Consider the following 16,210-nt stretch of genomic DNA (forward strand, 5'->3'; position numbering starts at 1 on the left):
CCGTAGCCTGCATAGACGCAAGCATTTATGAGGGCTTCGGCCGGCGAAGGCCGGTTCTCGGAAACCACCATTTTCGGCTCGGCCTGACCTGAATCTCAACGCACCTTTGGAGCGAAATCCGCTAGCTTACAACCAACCGCCTTGCGCCCGTACCTTCCTTGGCCAACCGATCCTCCCTGTTCCGGAGCGGGCATTTGTCGATCGACATGCAGCCGCAGCCGATGCAGTCGGTCAGGCCGTCGCGCAATTTCTTCAGCTGGCTAATCTTCTGGTCGAGCCCGTCGCGCCAAGCCGTTGAAAGCAGATTCCAATCCTCGCGCGTCGGCGTGCGGCCCTCGGGCAGGGATTGAAAGGCCGCTGCGATCTCGGCCAGCGAGATGCCGACCTCCTGGGCGACGCGGATGATCGCCACCCGACGCAGCACGTCGCGGCTGTAGCGCCGCTGGTTGCCAGATGTGCGGTGGCTGCGGATCAGTCCGCGCGCCTCGTAGAAATGCAGCGCCGACACCGCCACGCCGCTGCGCATCGCCACCTGGCCGACCGTCAATTCCCTTACCGGAGCCATCTCGCACTTTCCGCTTGACCTCAAGTTAAGTTGAGCTTGTAGCGAAGAACCGTTGACAGAGCAAATGCAGGAGAAGGCGATGTGCGCCTGGGTGAGAATGACGCCGCAAGCGGCGGTCGTCGGCAACGGGAACGAGGGGCTGAGAGTCCTATCCGAGCTGGCGGAGCGCTTCGCCGGCGACCATGGCGACGGAAAGCGCGACATTAATGCTGCGCGCGCCGGCTCGCATCGGGATGGTCAGTCGCGCGTCCGCCGCCTCGTGGACATGATCAGGCACGCCCGCGGATTCGCGGCCGAACAGAAGGATGTCGCCAGCGGCGAAAGCAAACTCCGTGTAGGCGGTCGCGGCCCTGGTGGTGAGCAGCACAAGGCGGCGCGCATGCGCCAGACGCCATTCCTCGAAGGCGTGCCAGTCGGCATGCCGGGTCAGCGCCGCCATTTCAAGGTAATCCATGCCAGCCCGTTTCAGCGCCCGGTCGGAGAGCGGGAAGCCGGCCGGCTCGACGATATCGACGCCAAGGCCAAGGCAAGCGGCGAGGCGCAGGATTGTCCCGGTGTTGCCGGCGATATCCGGCTGGTAGAGCGCGATGCGGAGACCGTCGTTCATTTCCGCATCCTGCTAATAAGTGGCAGATCGGCCACAGGCATCGCCAGCTTTTGGCGATTTCTGGGCTGGCGGGTGGTCATTTTCTGCGAAGTCGAGTATACCAACAACATCGTCAACCCGAACCGATGGAGGGGGAATTCATGATGACCATGCACATCCAGCGCCCCTCTCGTGGGCTTACCAGCCTGACGGCGGTTTCGGTACGACGATTCTCCTGACACTTTAAGACTTCATCGCACCGATTCCCGCCGAACCCAGTTTTCGGCTTTCAAAGGAATCCTGCGATGTTTTCAAACTGCCAAAGGGCCCCAACGCCCCACCTGAACGTGTCAAGACCGACGCTTGTAGTCGTGTCTCGACCGACGCATTTCGTGTCTCCGGCCGGATGCCGGAGATCGAATTCGTATCACCGTTTTTAACGCATTTGCATATGGAGGATGGGCCGATGTTCGATCCCTATAAAATACCGGGTTCACGAAACCTGCACGAACGCAAGATGGCGACCTGGGCGCTGCTGATCGGGGAGACCTACTCGTCGGCGGTGCACGCAGAGGCGCGGAAACGGCCGCATCGCGGCATGCTGCCGGACGTCGACTTCTCGCGCGCCGTGCCCGATCCCAGCCGGCCTTCGCTGGTGCGCCATATCGCAAGGCTGTTCCGGCCGGGCGAGAAAGCGCGGGCTGGTTCCAGCATGCCGTCAGGATCGCCAAACGAGCCCGTCGGCGAAAAGTCCACGACACCCTATATTGCGCGAAGCAGGGCCGGCGGTGCGGATCAATCCGTATCGCCGGCCCGTCGCGCCGCGCGGCCGAAAGGCCTTGCCCATCAATCCCGCGCCGCGTGAGCGCATAGACAGTCGAGTGCCCGGAATGTTCCGCTGGTTTGAAAAAAGGCTCGATCCGTTTCCCGCCGCGGAGCCGGTCGAGCCGCCGAAGACGCTGATCGCCTTTTGCGTGCATTATACGCGCGGCGCCTGGCCCTACATCATCATCGACGCGATCCTGGTGACGGCGATTGCCTTTGCGGAAGTGTGGATGTTCGGCTTCCTCGGCCGCATCGTCGACTGGCTGTCGGGACAGAACCGCGAGACCTTCCTGCAGACCGAGAGCTGGAAGCTCGCCGGCATGGCTTTCATCGTGCTGTTCGCGCTGCCTGGCACGGTATGGCTGCATTCGCTGCTCAACCAGCAGACGCTGATGGGCAATTATCCGATGCGCATCCGCTGGCAGGTGCACCGCTATCTGCTCAAGCAGTCGATGGCCTTCTACCAAGACGAGTTCGCCGGCCGCATCGCCACCAAGCTGATGCAGACGGCGCTCGCGGTTCGCGAATGCGTCATCAAGCTGATCGACATGCTCAACTACGTCGTCGTCTATTTCCTCGGCATGCTGTTCATCGTCGGCTCGGCGGACTTGAGGCTGGCGGCGCCGTTGGCCGTCTGGCTGGTCGGCTATGTCGGGCTGTTACGCTATTTCATCCCGCGGCTGGGCAAGGTCGGCGAGGAGCAGGCCAATGCGCGCTCGACCATGACCGGCCGCGTCGTCGACAGCTACACCAACATACAGACGGTCAAGCTGTTCAGCCACGCCCGCCGCGAGGCCAGCTTCGCGAGGGAAGGCATGGCCAGCTTTCTCGACACCGTCTATCGGTCGATGCGGCTGGTGACGGTGCTCTACGGCCTGCTCTACATCCTGAATTCGCTGCTTCTGTTCGCTGTCACCGCCATCTCCTTGTGGCTGTGGCTGGGTCAGGCGGTGACGATCGGCGCGGTTGCCGTGGTCATCGGCCTGGTGCTCCGGATGTGGGGCATGTCGCAATGGATCATGTGGGAAATGTCCGGCCTGTTCGAGAACATCGGCACGGTGCAGGATGGCATTGCCTCGATCTCGCTGCCGCGCCTCGTCGAGGACAGGCCGGGTGCGAAGGACATCGCCGTCTCGAAGGGCGAGATCCGCTTCGAGGACATCCGCTTCCATTACGGCAAGCAGAAGGGCGTCATCGAGAACCTGTCGCTGACCGTCAAGCCCGGCGAGAAGGTCGGCATTGTCGGCCGCTCCGGCGCCGGCAAGTCGACGCTGGTCAATTTGTTGCTGCGCTTTTATGACCTGGAGAGCGGCAGGATCCTGATCGACGGCCAGGAGATCGCGGCGGTGACGCAGGATTCGCTGCGCGCCCAGATCGGCATGGTGACGCAGGACACCTCGCTGCTGCACCGTTCGGTGCGCGAGAACATCCTCTACGGACGGCCCGATGCCACCAACGAGATGCTGATCGAGGCGGCGGGGCGGGCCGAGGCGCTGGATTTCATCGGCGGGCTCATCGACGCCAACGGCCGCACGGGTTTCGACGCCCATGTCGGCGATCGCGGCGTCAAGCTGTCGGGCGGCCAGCGGCAACGCATCGCCATCGCTCGCGTCATGCTGAAGGACGCGCCGATCCTCATTCTCGACGAGGCAACATCGGCGCTGGATTCGGAAGCAGAGGCGGCCATCCAGGAGAACCTTTACAAACTCATGGAAGGCAAGACCGTCATCGCCATCGCGCACCGGCTGTCGACGATTGCGGCGATGGACAGGCTGATCGTCATGGATATGGGCCGAGTCATCGAGGAAGGTTCGCACGAGGAACTGGTCACCAACGGTGGGCTTTACGCGCAGCTCTGGCAGCGCCAGTCGGGCGGGTTCCTGCTCGACGACGGTCCGGCTGACGCCGACGCCAGAGCATTGCTGACCAAATCCGAACTGGCGGCCGAATAACATCCTTGCGCCTCTCGCGCACGGTCCACAACAACGATGATTGCTGGCGCAACCGCCGCCCGCAATTGCACCACAGTCGAGCCACAAACGAGGTTGGCACCGAACCAGGGTGCAGCCTATCGTGGCGCCCACGAGAGAAAAATGTTCGATCGCATATTCGCCTGGTTTGAAAGCCGTTACTCGCCGGTGGCGCTCGCCGACGAGCGGCAGCCGCCAATGGGGCTCTGGAAGTTCTACGGCTATTTCATCAGGCAGTTCCGCGCCGCCTACGTCTTGCGCATCGTGATCGTTGCCATCGCCGCCGTCGCCGACGCGATGCTGCCGATTTTCGTCGGCCTGATCGTGGGCATGCTCACCGACGCAAAGCCCGGCAATTTTTTTGCCGCGCATGGGCCACTGCTCGCCGTGATGGCGATCGTGGTGCTGCTGCGGCCGCTCTCGATGATTGTCGACGCGCTCATTCGCAATCATGCCATCGCGCCGAATCTTATCGATCTCATACGCTGGCAGAGCCATTGGCATGTCGCGCGCCAGGACTGGTCTTTCTTCCAGAACGACTTCGCCGGCCGCATCGGAACCAAGGTCATGCAAAGCGGCGACTCGGTGGAGATGAGCGTCAACCTTACGGTCGACGCCGTCTGGTATGCGTTGGTCTTCGTCGCCGTGGCCATCGTGGTGCTGGCACGGCTCGACCCGGTGCTTTTGGCCGTGGTCACCGTCTGGCTGGCGTTCTATTGCCTGCTGTTCTGGTTTTCGATGCCGCGCATCACCCGGTGGTCGACCGCATTGTCAGAGCGGTGGTCGGTGGTGAGCGGCCGCATGGTCGACAGCTACACCAATATCTTGACGCTCAAGACATTCTCGACCGGCGAGCATGAAGACAAATATGTCTCCCAGGCGGTGATCGAGCACGCCGACACCTTCTACCAGCTGATGCGCGTTTTCACGCTGATGTGGTCGAGCTTGTTCGTGCTGAACGCAGCGCTGCTGGTCGCCATAAGCTGGCTGGCGCTTGCCGGCTGGAACGCCGGCCAGATGACGACCGCGGCCGTGGCAACGGCCATACCATTCGCGCTGCAGATCGCCAACATCTCCGGCCGGATCCTCGACGTCGGCGCCAACGTTTTCCGGCAGATCGGCGTCGCCGGCAATTCGATGACGACGGTCGCGCGCCCGATCACCATGCAGGACAGGCCCGGCGCGCCGGCCCTTGTCGTCACCGCCGGCGGCATCGAATTCGACCAAGTGAACTTCAACTACTGGCGCAAGGACGGCAAAGGCGGCGTCATCGACAATTTGTCGCTGAAGATCGCACCGGGCGAGCGCGTGGGCCTGATCGGCCGTTCCGGCGCCGGCAAGTCGACGCTGGTCAATCTCGCCTTGCGGCTGTTCGACGTACAAGAAGGCAAGGTGCTGATCGACGGGCAGGACATTCGCAACGTTTCGCAAGAGAGCGTTCGCGCCGCCATCGGCTTCGTCAATCAGGACACGTCGCTGCTGCACCGCTCCGTTCGCGAGAACCTTAAATACGGGCGCCAGTCCGCCAGCGATGAAGCCATGGTCGGCGCCGCGAAGGCCGCCCAGATCGACGACGTGATTGCGGGTCTGACCGACCTCCATGGCCGAAGCGGCTATGACGCGCTGGTCGGCGAACGGGGCGTAAAACTGTCCGGCGGCCAGCGGCAACGCATCGCTATTGCCCGCGTTATGCTGAAGGACGCGCCGATCCTCATTCTCGACGAGGCGACTTCCGCGCTCGATTCGGAAGTGGAAGCCGCCATCCAGGAGAACCTCTATAAGCTCATGCAAGGCAAGACGGTCATCGCCATCGCCCACCGGCTGTCGACCATCGCGGCGATGGACAGGCTGGTGGTGATGGACAAGGGTCGCATCGTCGAGGATGGCTCCCATGCGGAGCTGATCGCCAAAGGCGGACTCTATGCCCAGCTCTGGCAACGCCAGTCTGGCGGGTTCCTGCTCGAGGAAAAGCCGGCCGCCGACGGCCTGCTGACAAAAGGTGAAGCCGCCGAATGATGACAGCCATCTATCGCTGGTTCGAGCATTGGGTCTATCCGTTCCGAGAGCCCGCCAATCTTCGGCCACCCGCCAGCGTCGGTGGCTTCCTCTGGCATTATGTCGGGCAGGCCAAGCTCGCCTTCTTCGCGATGCTGATCATCGGCGGCATCGCGCCGCTGGTGGAGGCCGGGCTGTTCTACTTCGTCGGGCGGCTGGTCGACATCCTCGACCAGTTGCCCGGCGAGCGCAGCTGGCATGCGTTGTGGACCGCCGCCGGCCCTGAACTTCTGTTCATGGGCGCGGTCGTGCTTATCGTTCGCACGGCAGTCGTCGGACTGGCCGCGTTGGTCGACGAACAGACGATCACGCCCGGTTTCTATAATCTGGTGCGCTGGCAGGCGCACCGGCATGTTTCGCGACAGTCCTACGCCTTCTTCCAGAACGATTTCGCCGGCCGCATTGCCACCAAGGTCTGGCAGGCGGGACAGGCGACCGGGGACCTGATGGAAAGCTTCATCGAGGTCGTCTGGTTCATGATCGTCTACACGGTGACGACGCTGGCGCTGGTGGCGGGCCTCGATCTGAGGCTGGCGGCGCTGGTGGTGCTGTGGATCGCGGCCTTCGGCTGGCTGGCCAGGCTTTATCTGCCGGCGATCCGCAAGCATGCCGAGGCGACGGCCGAGGCTGGGTCGATGATCAACGGCCGCATCGTCGATTCCTATTCGAACGTGCAGACGCTGAAGCTGTTCGCCGCCGATGGCGACGACCGCTATATCCGCAACGGTTTCGACATCTATCTCGATGCGCTGCGGCCGTTCACGCGCCGGCTGACCGGCGTGCGCATGGCGCTGACGACGCTTTCGGGGATCATGATCACGGCGATCGCCAGCTTTGCGATCTATCTCTGGGTGGAACGTTCGATCACCGTCGGCGCCGTCGCCTTCACGCTGTCGCTTGTCTTGCGGCTCAACATGCTGCTCGGCCGGCTGATGATGCAGATGAACGGCATATTGCGAAATCTTGGCGTGCTGGAGAATTCCAAGGCGCTGATCTCGCAGCCGCTCGGTCTGACCGATGCGCCCGACGCCAAGGAACTCATCGTCGCCGGTGGCCGCATCGACGTCAAAAATGTCATCTTCCACTACGGCAAGGGGTCAGGCGTGCTCGACGGCATCGACCTCGTCGTACGTCCTGGCGAAAAGGTCGGGCTGATCGGCCCCTCGGGCGCCGGCAAGACGACCCTGGCCAATCTGATCCTGCGCCTCTACGACCTCGAGGGCGGCAAGATCCTGATCGACGGCCAGGACATCTCGCAGGTGACGCAGAACTCGCTGCGCACCAATATCGGCGTCGTCAGCCAGGACACGGCACTTTTCCACCGCTCGCTGCGCGACAACATCAAGCTCGGCATGCCGGATGCGACCGACGCTGAAGTGATTTCAGCGGCGAGGAAGGCCGAGGCGCATGAGTTCATTCTCGGCCTGCGCGACAACCGCGAGCGCGCCGGCTACGAAGCCTATGTCGGCGAGCGCGGGGTCAAGCTGTCCGGCGGCCAGCGGCAGCGCGTGGCGATTGCCCGCGTCTTCCTCAAGGACGCGCCGATCCTGATTCTCGACGAGGCGACTTCGGCGCTCGATTCCGACATCGAGGCGGCCATCCAGGAGAATCTGGTGCGGCTGATGGAGGACAAGACCGTGATCGCCATCGCCCACCGGCTATCGACGATCGCCGCACTCGACCGGCTGGTGGTGCTCGATGGCGGCCGCATCATCGAAGAAGGCACGCATGACGAGTTGGTAGCGCTGGACGGGCTCTATGCGCGGCTGTGGAAACGGCAGTCGGGCGGCTTCCTGTTCCACGAGGAAAGCGTGCTGGCAGAGACGCGGCCGGCGGAGTAGAACGCAAATCATGTCGGTCAGAATGCCTGCGAATTTCGGACGGGCGGGCGCGCAGGAGAGCGCGCTCGATTTGCTCGGCCGCGAAGTCCTCGCCGAAAAGGCGGCGGCCCTTGGCCGCGCCGGGAAGCGTGTTGAAGAGACACTGGCCAGGCTGCGGCAAGACGGCGAGGGCGAAAATCGCGCCCGGCTGCTCAAGGAAGCGGCGGCGGCCGTCCACGCCTATTTCATCCAGCGCGAGCTGTGCGGGTTGCGCAGGCACGACCCGGTGATCCGGGAATACAACATTCCGAGGGCCGTGCTGGTCAGGCTCGGCGCAAGCTGAGAGAGGGACGGTTTATTCCAGCCATTCGGTGATGAAGTGGCCGTTCTCGTGGATGTCGGTAGTCTCCAGGGGACCAGGGCCAAGGTTGGTGAACTTGTGTGGCGTGTCGGGCGGCACGATGAGAATCTGGCCGGCGGAGGCTGTGATCTCCTGGTCGCCGACCGTGAACAGGCCGGTGCCGGCGCGGATGATGAAGATCTCCGCATAGGGGTGCTTGTGCAGGCGCGGGCCGCCGCCGATGTCTGGCTGATAGTTGAAAATCAGGCAGGAGTTGGAGCCAAAGGCACCGCATTGCAGCTCGCCCTTCCAGCGGTCGGAGCGAGTGGCCCATGTGTCGCGGTCTATGACAATAGCCATCTAATCCTTCGCCGATATCCAAGGGTTGAACAGTTTCACACCGGTGCTCTCAAAATCCCTGATGTTGCGGGTCACAACCGTCAAGTTGTTCACCAGGGCGGTCGCAGCGATATAGGCGTCGCGGTCGGGCTTGGGATCCGGGACGTGGAGCGGCGCGCAACGCAGCACGACAACAAGGTCCACGGGCAATATGCGCTCCGCGATTTCGGCGGCCAATCCGTCCACCCAGGCGCGCAGAACCGCCCCTTTTTTCTTGTCCTTGCGCTCCGCTCTCAGGGCGCCGATCTGGGCTTCAAGAATACTGACGGCCGAAACATGAAACTCGCCTGGATTTCGGCTCTCTGCCCAGGCCCGAACGTTCGGGTCGCATCGGTCTCTCCGTCTGAGTTCAGAGATGACATTGGTATCGAGCAGATACATCAGTCGAACTCGGGCGGGCGTAGGGATAAGCTCTTGAGTTCCGGAATATCGAAATCAAAATCTGCTTCCGGCCTGTCATCGGCCAGAACATCCGCAAGGCTTCGGAACTTTTCCTGACTGCCGCCCGGTTTTTTTAGTTTCTCATAGTCCTCCATCGACATCAGCACATGAGAAGGCTCGCCACGGTCGGTGATGATGACCGGACCGTTTCTGGCCGCCCGCTTGGCACGCGCCGTGTCCTGGTTGAATTCACGGCTCGACATGATGGTGATCGTCTTCGTCGAGATGGTCATTTCAGCACCTCAGCCGGCAAGATGTAGACATATTGCTACATTCGTCCAAGCCCGTCAAATTTCTCTCTATCAGGAAGGCCCGCGACAATCTGCCCTTGGGCCTTTACTGCGCTGGACAAAAACGGGCTTCACGCATAAACCGAACTCCAAATGCCGGAGGAATTCGCTAGCCTGTCCGCCATGCGCTGTCGGGCCGGAGCGATTGAGCGGGGACAAGACTCGGCCGCCGGCACGGAAGAGGCGAAAGGATCAGGCACCCGTGAGCGCAACCGAAATCCACGATCCCAACCGTCGCGATTTTCTCTATATAGCCACCGGCATGGCCGCTGTTGTCGGCGCTGGCGCGGTTGCCTGGCCGTTCATCGACCAGATGCAGCCGGACGCTTCGACGCTGGCGCTGGCTTCGGTCGAGGTCGACGTCTCATCGTTGCAGCCCGGCAGTTCGCTGGTCGTCAAATGGCGCGGCAAGCCGGTCGTGGTGCGCAACCGCACCGACAAGGAGATGAAGGACGGCGAGGCCGTCAATCTTGCCGATCTCAAGGACCCGATCGCCCGCAACGCTAATCTGCCTGCCGACGCGCCGGCGACCGACGCCAACCGCACCACGCCCGGCAAGGAAGCCTGGATGGTGATGGTGCAGGTGTGCACCCATCTCGGCTGCATCCCGCTTGGCCAGGAAGGCGATTTCGGCGGCTGGTTCTGCCCCTGCCACGGCTCGCAATACGATACGGCCGGCCGCATCCGCAAAGGCCCGGCGCCCGAGAACATGGCGATCCCGGTATTCAAGTTCGTTTCCGATACCAAGATCCTTATCGGTTGAGGCAGGGGATATTTCGATGAGCGAGGGACACTCCACCTACACGCCGAAGACCGGTATCGAGCGCTGGTTCGATGCGCGCATGCCGTTGCCGCGGCTGGTCTATGACAGCTTCGTCGCCTACCCGGTGCCGCGCAACCTCAACTACATGTGGACGTTCGGCGGCATCCTGTCGATCATGCTGGTCGCGCAGATCCTGACCGGCATCGTGCTGGCCATGCACTACACGTCCGACACCAATCTCGCCTTCGATTCGGTCGAGAAGATCATGCGCGACGTGAATTCGGGGTGGCTCTTGCGCTATCTCCATTCCAACGGCGCCTCGTTCTTCTTCGTCGCGGTCTATATCCACATCTTCCGTGGCCTGTTCTACGGCTCCTACAAGGCGCCGCGCGAGCTTTTGTGGATCCTCGGCTGCATCATCTATCTCTTGATGATGGCAACCGGCTTCATGGGCTACGTGCTGCCCTGGGGGCAGATGAGCTTCTGGGGCGCCACGGTCATCACCGGCTTCTTCAGCGCCATCCCGCTGGTCGGCAACTGGATCCAGGAGCTGCTGCTCGGTGGTTTCGCCGTAGACAATCCGACGCTGAACCGCTTCTTCGCCCTGCATTACCTGCTGCCGTTCATGATCGCCGGTGTCGTCGTGCTGCACATCTGGGCGCTGCATGTCGTGGGCCAGTCGAACCCGACCGGCATCGAGGTCAAGTCGAAGACCGATACCGTCGCCTTCACGCCATACGCCACCATCAAGGACGCGTTCGGCATGATCGTGTTCCTGTTCGTCTTCGCCTATTTCGTCTTCTACCTGCCGAACTTTCTTGGCCATCCGGACAACTACACGGTCGCCAACCCGCTGAAGACCCCGGCCCACATCGTTCCGGAATGGTACTTCCTGCCGTTCTACGCGATCCTGCGCGCCATCACCTTCAACATCGGGCCGATCAACTCCAAGCTCGGCGGTGTGCTGTGCATGTTCGGCGCCATCGCCATGCTGTTCCTGGTGCCGTGGCTCGACACCTCAAAGGTGCGCTCGGCGGTCTACCGTCCATGGTACAAGCTGTTCTTCTGGCTGTTCGTGGCCGACGCCGTCCTGCTCGGATGGCTGGGCTCGCAGCCGGCGGAAGGCGGCGGTCTGTTGAGCCTCCTGACAGGCGAGTTCGGGGGCAACTATGTTGGTTACGCTCAAGGCGCGACGCTGTTCTACTTCGCCTTCTTCCTGATCATCATGCCGGTGCTCGGCCTGATCGAGACGCCGCGGCGGCTGCCGAACTCGATCACCGAGGCCGTGCTTGAAAAGAACAAGGGCGGCAGCGGACATCCGGCAGGCGCGACGGCCGCGCCGGAAACCAAGGGCTGAGAATCTGAGGGGATTTTGGGTATGAAGAAGATTCTCACCTCGCTGGCGCTGCTTGGCCTGGTGGTAGCGGGCACCGCTGCCATCGCCGCCGAAGAGGAACACAACGCGGCCGCTCCGACACATTTCCCGATCAACGAACCGAAGGAAATGAGCTGGAGCTTCGCCGGTCCGTTCGGCACCTACGACAAGGCCCAGCTGCAGCGCGGCCTCAAGGTTTACAAGGAGGTCTGCTCGGCCTGCCATTCGATGAACCTGGTGGCCTTCCGTACGCTGGAAGGGCTCGGCTATTCGGAAGCGCAGATCAAGACGCTGGCCGCCGGATACACCATCCATGACGGTCCGAACGATGCCGGCGATATGTTCGATCGCCCCGGTAAGCCGTCGGATCACTTCCCGGCGCCGTTCCCGAACACAGAGGCCGCTGCTGCCGCCAATGGCGGCGCCCCGCCGCCCGACATGTCGCTGCTGGCCAAGGCCCGCGGCGTCGAGCGCGGCTTCCCGCGCTTCATCTTCGACATCTTCACGCAGTATGCGCAAGGCGGGCCGGACTACATCCACTCGCTCCTGACGGGCTACGACCAGACTCCGCCGGCCGGCATGGTGATCCCGGAAGGCACGCACTACAATCCGTACTTCATTTCTGCCGTCTCGCTGAAGATGCCGAAGCCGCTGTCGGACGGCCAGGTGACCTATGACGACGGCTCGCCGCAGACGGTCGACCAATATGCCCGCGACGTGGCTGCTTTCCTGATGTGGGCGGCGGAGCCGCACCTAGAAGACCGCAAGAAGACCGGCTTTCGCGTGCTGGTGTTCCTGCTCGTGTTCGGCGCGCTCGTCTACATGACCAAGCGCAAGGTCTGGGCCGACGTGGCGCACTGAGCCGCGATCAGATCGAAAGGTTCAAAGGCGCCGCAAGGCGCCTTTTTCATGTGTGCCGAGCATGATCGACAGCTTGGAGGTGTGAGTCCTCTACCCAGCCTGATGACGGCGAAGGGTTAGCGAAGCGCAAGGGCGTCGTCGTGAGGCGGGGTCTGAAGGAAGCGTGGAGCAAACCCGCGACCCGATGGACAAGAACCGGATATGAGGCCTACCCGGCCGGACGAGCGGGCACGTGACCGCGAAGTCCATGGTCATCAAGGACCGGGGTGGTAAATCCGGCGGGTGTGCGGGGAAGGCGGTCGATCTTACCTCGGGAGATCTGCGCCGTGTCCGGAATTCCGGACTGAGCCCGCCGTGAGGCGTGCCGATCGCGGCGCAGAAGTCAGCAGAGGGCATAGTAGCCGCCGGGCTTGCCCGGAGGCGAAGGGCTCGAACGGTTGGAAGGACGAGTAGGACGGAGTTCTCGCATTGGCCATGCGGCGGAAAACCCAGCTTGAGCTGGCCTTCTCCGAGATGGGAGCGGGTGAAGCCCGCGACCGCTCTGGGGCAGGGACCGAAGCCCGTGCGGCGAACGCCGCCTCCGAAAGCCCGGCGGCGATGGCCGGACCGTGCATGGAAGCGATTGTCGAGCGCGACAATCTGAGGAAGGCGCTGGCGCAGGTCCGGCGCAACAAGGGAGCGCCGGGGATCGACGGCATGAGTGTCGAGGCCTTGGCGCTGCATCTGAAAGACCACTGGCCCGAACTTCGTGCCCAATTGCTCGAAGGCTCCTACAAGCCGCAACCGGTGCGGCGCGTCGAAATCCCGAAGGCGTCCGGCGGCACCCGTCCGCTCGGCATCCCGACAGTGCTCGACCGCTTTATCCAGCAGGCGGTGATGCAGGAGCTGCAGGACGCATGGGATGACGGGTTCAGCGCGTCGAGCTACGGGTTCCGACCCGCACGCTCGGCACATCAGGCGGTTGCCGCGGCGCAAGCGTTCATCGCGTCGGGCCACCGCATCGTGGTGGACATCGACCTGGAGAAGTTCTTCGACCGGGTCAACCACGACATCCTGATGGGGCTGGTGGCCAAGCGGGTATCCGATCCGCGCCTCCTTCGTCTGATCCGGGGCTTTCTGACCTCGGGAGTGCTCGAAGGCGGGCTGGTCGGCCCAATCGATGAGGGAACGCCGCAAGGCGGCCCGCTCTCGCCGCTGCTGTCGAATCTGATGCTGGACGAACTCGACAAGGAACTGGAGCGACGCAAGCATTGCTTCGTGCGTTACGCCGACGACTGCAACATCTATGTGCGCAGTGTGCGGGCGGGTGAACGGGTGATGGCCAGCGTCGAACGCTTCCTCGACAGGCGTCTGAAGCTGAAGGTCAACACGCACAAGAGCGCGGTCGCCCCGTCGCACCGGCGCAAGTTCCTCGGCTTCAGCTTCACGGACGAGAAGACGCCAAGGCGTCGGATCGCGCCTGAGGCGGTCGCCCGGTTCAAGGAGCGCGTGCGGGTGCTGACGATGCGGACGCGGGGCGCAAGCCTCGTGCTGATAGCCAAGGAGCTGTCGACCTATCTGAAAGGATGGCGCGGCTACTTCGGCTTTTGCGAAACCCCGTCGGTGCTGCGCGACCTCGACCGGTGGATCAGGCGAAGGCTGCGATCCATCGCATGGAAACAGTGGACGCGCGGGCGCACCCGCTTCGCGGAGCTGCGGCGCCGGGGTGTCGGGCGCGAGCTGGCGGCACAAACCGCCGGCAGTGCGCACGGTCCCTGGCGCATCAGCAACAGTCCCGCGCTCGCCATTGCCCTGCCAAATGCTTTCCTCGCAAGCATCGGCCTCGCTTCCATCGAACCCGCCAAGACCGCATAACCAATCGAACCGCCCTGTACGGACCCGTACGCAGGGTGGTGTGGGAGGGGAGGAGCCGCGAGGCTTCCCCCTATCCCGATTGAACCGCCGAGACGGCGAGAGGTCGATCATTTGCCAGACAATTTTCCGGCAAGCCCGTTACAACGTGGTAGCCGTTGTCCTTCGGGGCGGCTACGATCGACCTGTTCATGTCATTGCTCGAATCTCAGACCCAAGGGCCGGGAGCTGCCTGATGAAACCGTCGCTCGAAGACACGCTGCTTGCCTCGATCCGCACCATCCCCGACTATCCGAGGCCCGGCATATTGTTTCGCGACATCACCACGCTGCTTGGCGACGCGCGCGCCTTTCGCCGCGCCATCGACGAATTGGTGCATCCCTATGCCGGCCTGAAGGTCGACAAGATCGCCGGCATCGAGGCGCGCGGCTTCATCCTGGGCGGCGCCGTGGCGCACCAGCTTTCAGCCGGCTTCGTGCCGATCCGCAAGAAGGGCAAATTGCCCTACGAGACCGTGCGCGTCGCCTACAGCCTCGAATATGGGCTGGACGAGATGGAGATGCACAAGGACGGCGTTTCGCCGGGCGAGAAGGTGATCCTGGTCGACGACCTGATCGCCACCGGCGGCACGGCGGAAGCGGCGGTGAAGCTCTTGCGGCAGATCGGCGCCGACATCATCTCGGCCTGCTTCGTCATCGACCTGCCCGACCTTGGCGGACGACAGAAGCTGGAGGCGCTCGGCGTGCCGGTAAGGACGCTGATCGGGTTCGAGGGGCATTAGTCAATTTAGTGAATAGTGAATAGTAAATAGTGAATAGTGAATAGTGAAAGATGGATATTCAGTGGTAAGCGCTCACTACTCACTACTCACTACTCACTACTCACTACTCACTACTCACTACTCACTACTAATACTAACTACTCACTACTCACTACTAATACTAACTACTCACCATTCACCATTCACCATTCACCATTCACTACTCCACCTTCACCAGCACGGCGCTTTCGAACTCGATGACCTTGTCGCCGGTCGAATCGAAGGCTTCCGAGCGCAGCGTGAGCAGGTTCCAGCCGGGGCGTGCGGCGAGCGGGCGGTGGGCAAGCGCGGTTCGGGTGAAGGTCACCGTCTCGCCGGCGTAGACGGGCTTCAGCCATTTCAGGTTGCGGAAGCCGGGCGAGGGGCCGAACTCGGGCTTGGGGCCGGGGCCGGTCCAGCGGACGCCTTCAGTCTCCATGCGCTTTTCGAGGTTGTATTTCATCCAGGTGGCGGCGGTGTGCCAGCCGGAGGCGCAGAGACCGCCGAGCACGCTCTTCTTCGCCGCCTCCTCGTCGACATGAAAAACCTGGGGATCGTATTTGCGGGCGAAAGCCTTGATTTCTTCCACGCCGAATTCGTGCGCGCCCAGAGTTACCGCTTCGCCGATCAGGAAATATTCGTCCAATGTCACGCGGCGGCCTCGCGGGTCAAAAACATGCCGGTGTTCTCCAGCTCGAAGACGCATTCGCCGCGCTGGTTGACCAGCTCGCTGTGCATGGTGACGAGGCCGAGCTGAGGCCGCGACTTCGACTGGCGCTTGGAAAGTATGGTGACCTTGCCGGTCAAGCGGTCGCCGGCCAGAACCGGCTTCTTCCATTTGACGTGGTCGATGCCGGGCGAGCCTTGCGAGGTCGAGTCGAGCAGGAAGGCGTCGCACAACAGGCGCATGAACATCGCGCAGGTATGCCAGCCCGAAGCCGACAGCCCGCCGAGAATGCTCGCCTTGCCGGCCGCCTCGTCGAGGTGCATCGGCTGGGCATCGAATTCTGAGGCGAATTCGATGATCTCGGCCGCGCTGACGGTCTTGCTGCCGAGGTCGAGCGAGGCGCCTTCGACGAAGTCCTCATAGGCCCAAGTCTTTCCGGTCATAATGTCATTCCGGTCATCGTCGGCTTCGGTTGAAAACGCAGATCCCAGGGGATCGGGCAAACCGGATGCAGGCGCAAGGCGATTTGGTCAAGTCCTTTCTGGTAAGCCAGCCAAAGGCCGCCGACGGGCAGCGCCGTCAGAGCCAGCCGCGGCGGCGGAA

At 62.7% G+C, this 16,210-nt stretch carries 17 protein-coding genes; 10 read left to right on the forward strand and 7 right to left on the reverse strand.

What is annotated here, in order from left to right; genetic code table 11:
- Window positions 1-121: 121 nt before the first annotated feature.
- Window positions 122-565 (reverse strand): redox-sensitive transcriptional activator SoxR, encoded by a 444-nt coding sequence (gene soxR / locus FJ974_RS09885; RefSeq protein WP_140530118.1) that lies wholly within the window; start codon window positions 563-565, stop codon window positions 122-124.
- 148 nt (window positions 566-713) lie between these two features.
- Entirely contained in the window at window positions 714-1,172 is a 459-nt protein-coding gene (locus FJ974_RS09890; protein ID WP_140530120.1) for a tRNA (cytidine(34)-2'-O)-methyltransferase, read from the reverse strand.
- A 445-nt stretch (window positions 1,173-1,617) separates the two neighbouring features.
- Here FJ974_RS09890 and FJ974_RS09895 point away from each other — a divergent pair, with 445 nt between their 5' ends.
- From FJ974_RS09895 to FJ974_RS09915, 5 genes are all read left to right on the forward strand, one after another.
- Window positions 1,618-2,016, forward strand: a complete 399-nt coding sequence (locus FJ974_RS09895; protein WP_226891543.1) for a hypothetical protein — start codon at window positions 1,618-1,620, stop codon at window positions 2,014-2,016.
- 25 nt (window positions 2,017-2,041) lie between these two features.
- Window positions 2,042-3,928: an ABC transporter ATP-binding protein gene (locus FJ974_RS09900; protein ID WP_140530121.1), complete on the forward strand. Its 1,887-nt coding sequence runs from the start codon at window positions 2,042-2,044 to the stop codon at window positions 3,926-3,928.
- 141 nt (window positions 3,929-4,069) lie between these two features.
- Complete coding sequence (locus FJ974_RS09905; RefSeq protein WP_140530123.1) at window positions 4,070-5,962, forward strand: ABC transporter ATP-binding protein; 1,893 nt, start codon at window positions 4,070-4,072, stop codon at window positions 5,960-5,962.
- Entirely contained in the window at window positions 5,959-7,842 is a 1,884-nt protein-coding gene (locus tag FJ974_RS09910) for an ABC transporter ATP-binding protein (protein WP_140530124.1), read from the forward strand. The genes FJ974_RS09905 and FJ974_RS09910 overlap by 4 nt, the downstream gene beginning before the upstream one ends.
- 10 nt (window positions 7,843-7,852) lie before the next feature.
- Window positions 7,853-8,164 carry a DUF6665 family protein gene (locus FJ974_RS09915; RefSeq protein ID WP_140530126.1) on the forward strand — a complete coding sequence of 104 codons (312 nt, stop codon included), beginning with the start codon at window positions 7,853-7,855 and terminating at the stop codon, window positions 8,162-8,164.
- Between the two features lie 12 nt (window positions 8,165-8,176).
- Here the strand turns inward: FJ974_RS09915 and FJ974_RS09920 are convergent, their stop codons facing one another.
- From FJ974_RS09920 to FJ974_RS09930, 3 genes are read right to left on the reverse strand one after another with little or no spacing between them, the layout of a single operon-like run.
- A complete protein-coding gene (locus tag FJ974_RS09920) occupies window positions 8,177-8,521 on the reverse strand; it encodes a cupin domain-containing protein (RefSeq protein ID WP_140530128.1) in 345 nt (114 codons plus the stop codon).
- On the reverse strand, window positions 8,522-8,941 hold the full coding sequence (locus FJ974_RS09925) for a type II toxin-antitoxin system VapC family toxin (protein WP_140530129.1): 420 nt from the start codon (window positions 8,939-8,941) through the stop codon (window positions 8,522-8,524).
- A complete protein-coding gene (locus tag FJ974_RS09930; RefSeq protein WP_140530131.1) occupies window positions 8,941-9,234 on the reverse strand; it encodes a type II toxin-antitoxin system Phd/YefM family antitoxin in 294 nt (97 codons plus the stop codon). Before FJ974_RS09930 ends, FJ974_RS09925 begins: the two co-directional genes overlap by 1 nt.
- A gap of 319 nt (window positions 9,235-9,553) precedes the next feature.
- Between FJ974_RS09930 and petA the strand changes: the two genes are divergently transcribed.
- From petA to FJ974_RS09955, 5 genes are all read left to right on the forward strand, one after another.
- Entirely contained in the window at window positions 9,554-10,054 is a 501-nt protein-coding gene (petA, locus tag FJ974_RS09935) for a ubiquinol-cytochrome c reductase iron-sulfur subunit (RefSeq protein WP_264296822.1), read from the forward strand.
- Between the two features lie 16 nt (window positions 10,055-10,070).
- A complete protein-coding gene (locus FJ974_RS09940; protein ID WP_140530134.1) occupies window positions 10,071-11,411 on the forward strand; it encodes a cytochrome b in 1,341 nt (446 codons plus the stop codon).
- Between the two features lie 21 nt (window positions 11,412-11,432).
- Window positions 11,433-12,290, forward strand: a complete 858-nt coding sequence (locus FJ974_RS09945; protein WP_140530136.1) for a cytochrome c1 — start codon at window positions 11,433-11,435, stop codon at window positions 12,288-12,290.
- A gap of 474 nt (window positions 12,291-12,764) precedes the next feature.
- Window positions 12,765-14,144 (forward strand): group II intron reverse transcriptase/maturase, encoded by a 1,380-nt coding sequence (gene ltrA, locus FJ974_RS09950; RefSeq protein ID WP_226891292.1) that lies wholly within the window; start codon window positions 12,765-12,767, stop codon window positions 14,142-14,144.
- 232 nt (window positions 14,145-14,376) lie between these two features.
- Complete coding sequence (locus FJ974_RS09955) at window positions 14,377-14,922, forward strand: adenine phosphoribosyltransferase (protein ID WP_140537195.1); 546 nt, start codon at window positions 14,377-14,379, stop codon at window positions 14,920-14,922.
- 199 nt (window positions 14,923-15,121) lie between these two features.
- Here FJ974_RS09955 and FJ974_RS09960 read toward each other — a convergent pair whose 3' ends face one another.
- Window positions 15,122-15,592, reverse strand: a complete 471-nt coding sequence (locus FJ974_RS09960; protein ID WP_140537197.1) for a MaoC family dehydratase — start codon at window positions 15,590-15,592, stop codon at window positions 15,122-15,124.
- The gene (locus FJ974_RS09965) at window positions 15,589-16,050 is read right to left on the reverse strand and encodes a MaoC family dehydratase (protein WP_140537199.1); all 462 of its coding nucleotides are present in this window, start codon (window positions 16,048-16,050) and stop codon (window positions 15,589-15,591) included. The genes FJ974_RS09960 and FJ974_RS09965 overlap by 4 nt, the downstream gene beginning before the upstream one ends.
- Window positions 16,051-16,210 lie beyond the last annotated feature (160 nt).

Source organism: Mesorhizobium sp. B1-1-8, from assembly GCF_006442795.2.
Lineage (GTDB): Bacteria > Pseudomonadota > Alphaproteobacteria > Rhizobiales > Rhizobiaceae > Mesorhizobium.

What these genes read in the sequence shown, in the direction of transcription:
- FJ974_RS09925 (WP_140530129.1), bottom strand. Translation starts at nt 8,941, where the DNA reads ATGTATCTGCTCGATACCAATGTCATCTCTGAACTCAGACGGAGAGAC.
- FJ974_RS09900 (WP_140530121.1), top strand. Translation starts at nt 2,042, where the DNA reads ATGTTCCGCTGGTTTGAAAAAAGGCTCGATCCGTTTCCCGCCGCGGAG.
- soxR (WP_140530118.1), bottom strand. Translation starts at nt 565, where the DNA reads ATGGCTCCGGTAAGGGAATTGACGGTCGGCCAGGTGGCGATGCGCAGC.
- ltrA (WP_226891292.1), top strand. Translation starts at nt 12,765, where the DNA reads ATGCGGCGGAAAACCCAGCTTGAGCTGGCCTTCTCCGAGATGGGAGCG.
- FJ974_RS09930 (WP_140530131.1), bottom strand. Translation starts at nt 9,234, where the DNA reads ATGACCATCTCGACGAAGACGATCACCATCATGTCGAGCCGTGAATTC.
- FJ974_RS09905 (WP_140530123.1), top strand. Translation starts at nt 4,070, where the DNA reads ATGTTCGATCGCATATTCGCCTGGTTTGAAAGCCGTTACTCGCCGGTG.
- FJ974_RS09890 (WP_140530120.1), bottom strand. Translation starts at nt 1,172, where the DNA reads ATGAACGACGGTCTCCGCATCGCGCTCTACCAGCCGGATATCGCCGGC.
- FJ974_RS09915 (WP_140530126.1), top strand. Translation starts at nt 7,853, where the DNA reads ATGTCGGTCAGAATGCCTGCGAATTTCGGACGGGCGGGCGCGCAGGAG.
- FJ974_RS09955 (WP_140537195.1), top strand. Translation starts at nt 14,377, where the DNA reads ATGAAACCGTCGCTCGAAGACACGCTGCTTGCCTCGATCCGCACCATC.
- FJ974_RS09920 (WP_140530128.1), bottom strand. Translation starts at nt 8,521, where the DNA reads ATGGCTATTGTCATAGACCGCGACACATGGGCCACTCGCTCCGACCGC.
- FJ974_RS09945 (WP_140530136.1), top strand. Translation starts at nt 11,433, where the DNA reads ATGAAGAAGATTCTCACCTCGCTGGCGCTGCTTGGCCTGGTGGTAGCG.
- petA (WP_264296822.1), top strand. Translation starts at nt 9,554, where the DNA reads ATGGCCGCTGTTGTCGGCGCTGGCGCGGTTGCCTGGCCGTTCATCGAC.
- FJ974_RS09940 (WP_140530134.1), top strand. Translation starts at nt 10,071, where the DNA reads ATGAGCGAGGGACACTCCACCTACACGCCGAAGACCGGTATCGAGCGC.
- FJ974_RS09910 (WP_140530124.1), top strand. Translation starts at nt 5,959, where the DNA reads ATGATGACAGCCATCTATCGCTGGTTCGAGCATTGGGTCTATCCGTTC.
- FJ974_RS09965 (WP_140537199.1), bottom strand. Translation starts at nt 16,050, where the DNA reads ATGACCGGAAAGACTTGGGCCTATGAGGACTTCGTCGAAGGCGCCTCG.
- FJ974_RS09895 (WP_226891543.1), top strand. Translation starts at nt 1,618, where the DNA reads ATGTTCGATCCCTATAAAATACCGGGTTCACGAAACCTGCACGAACGC.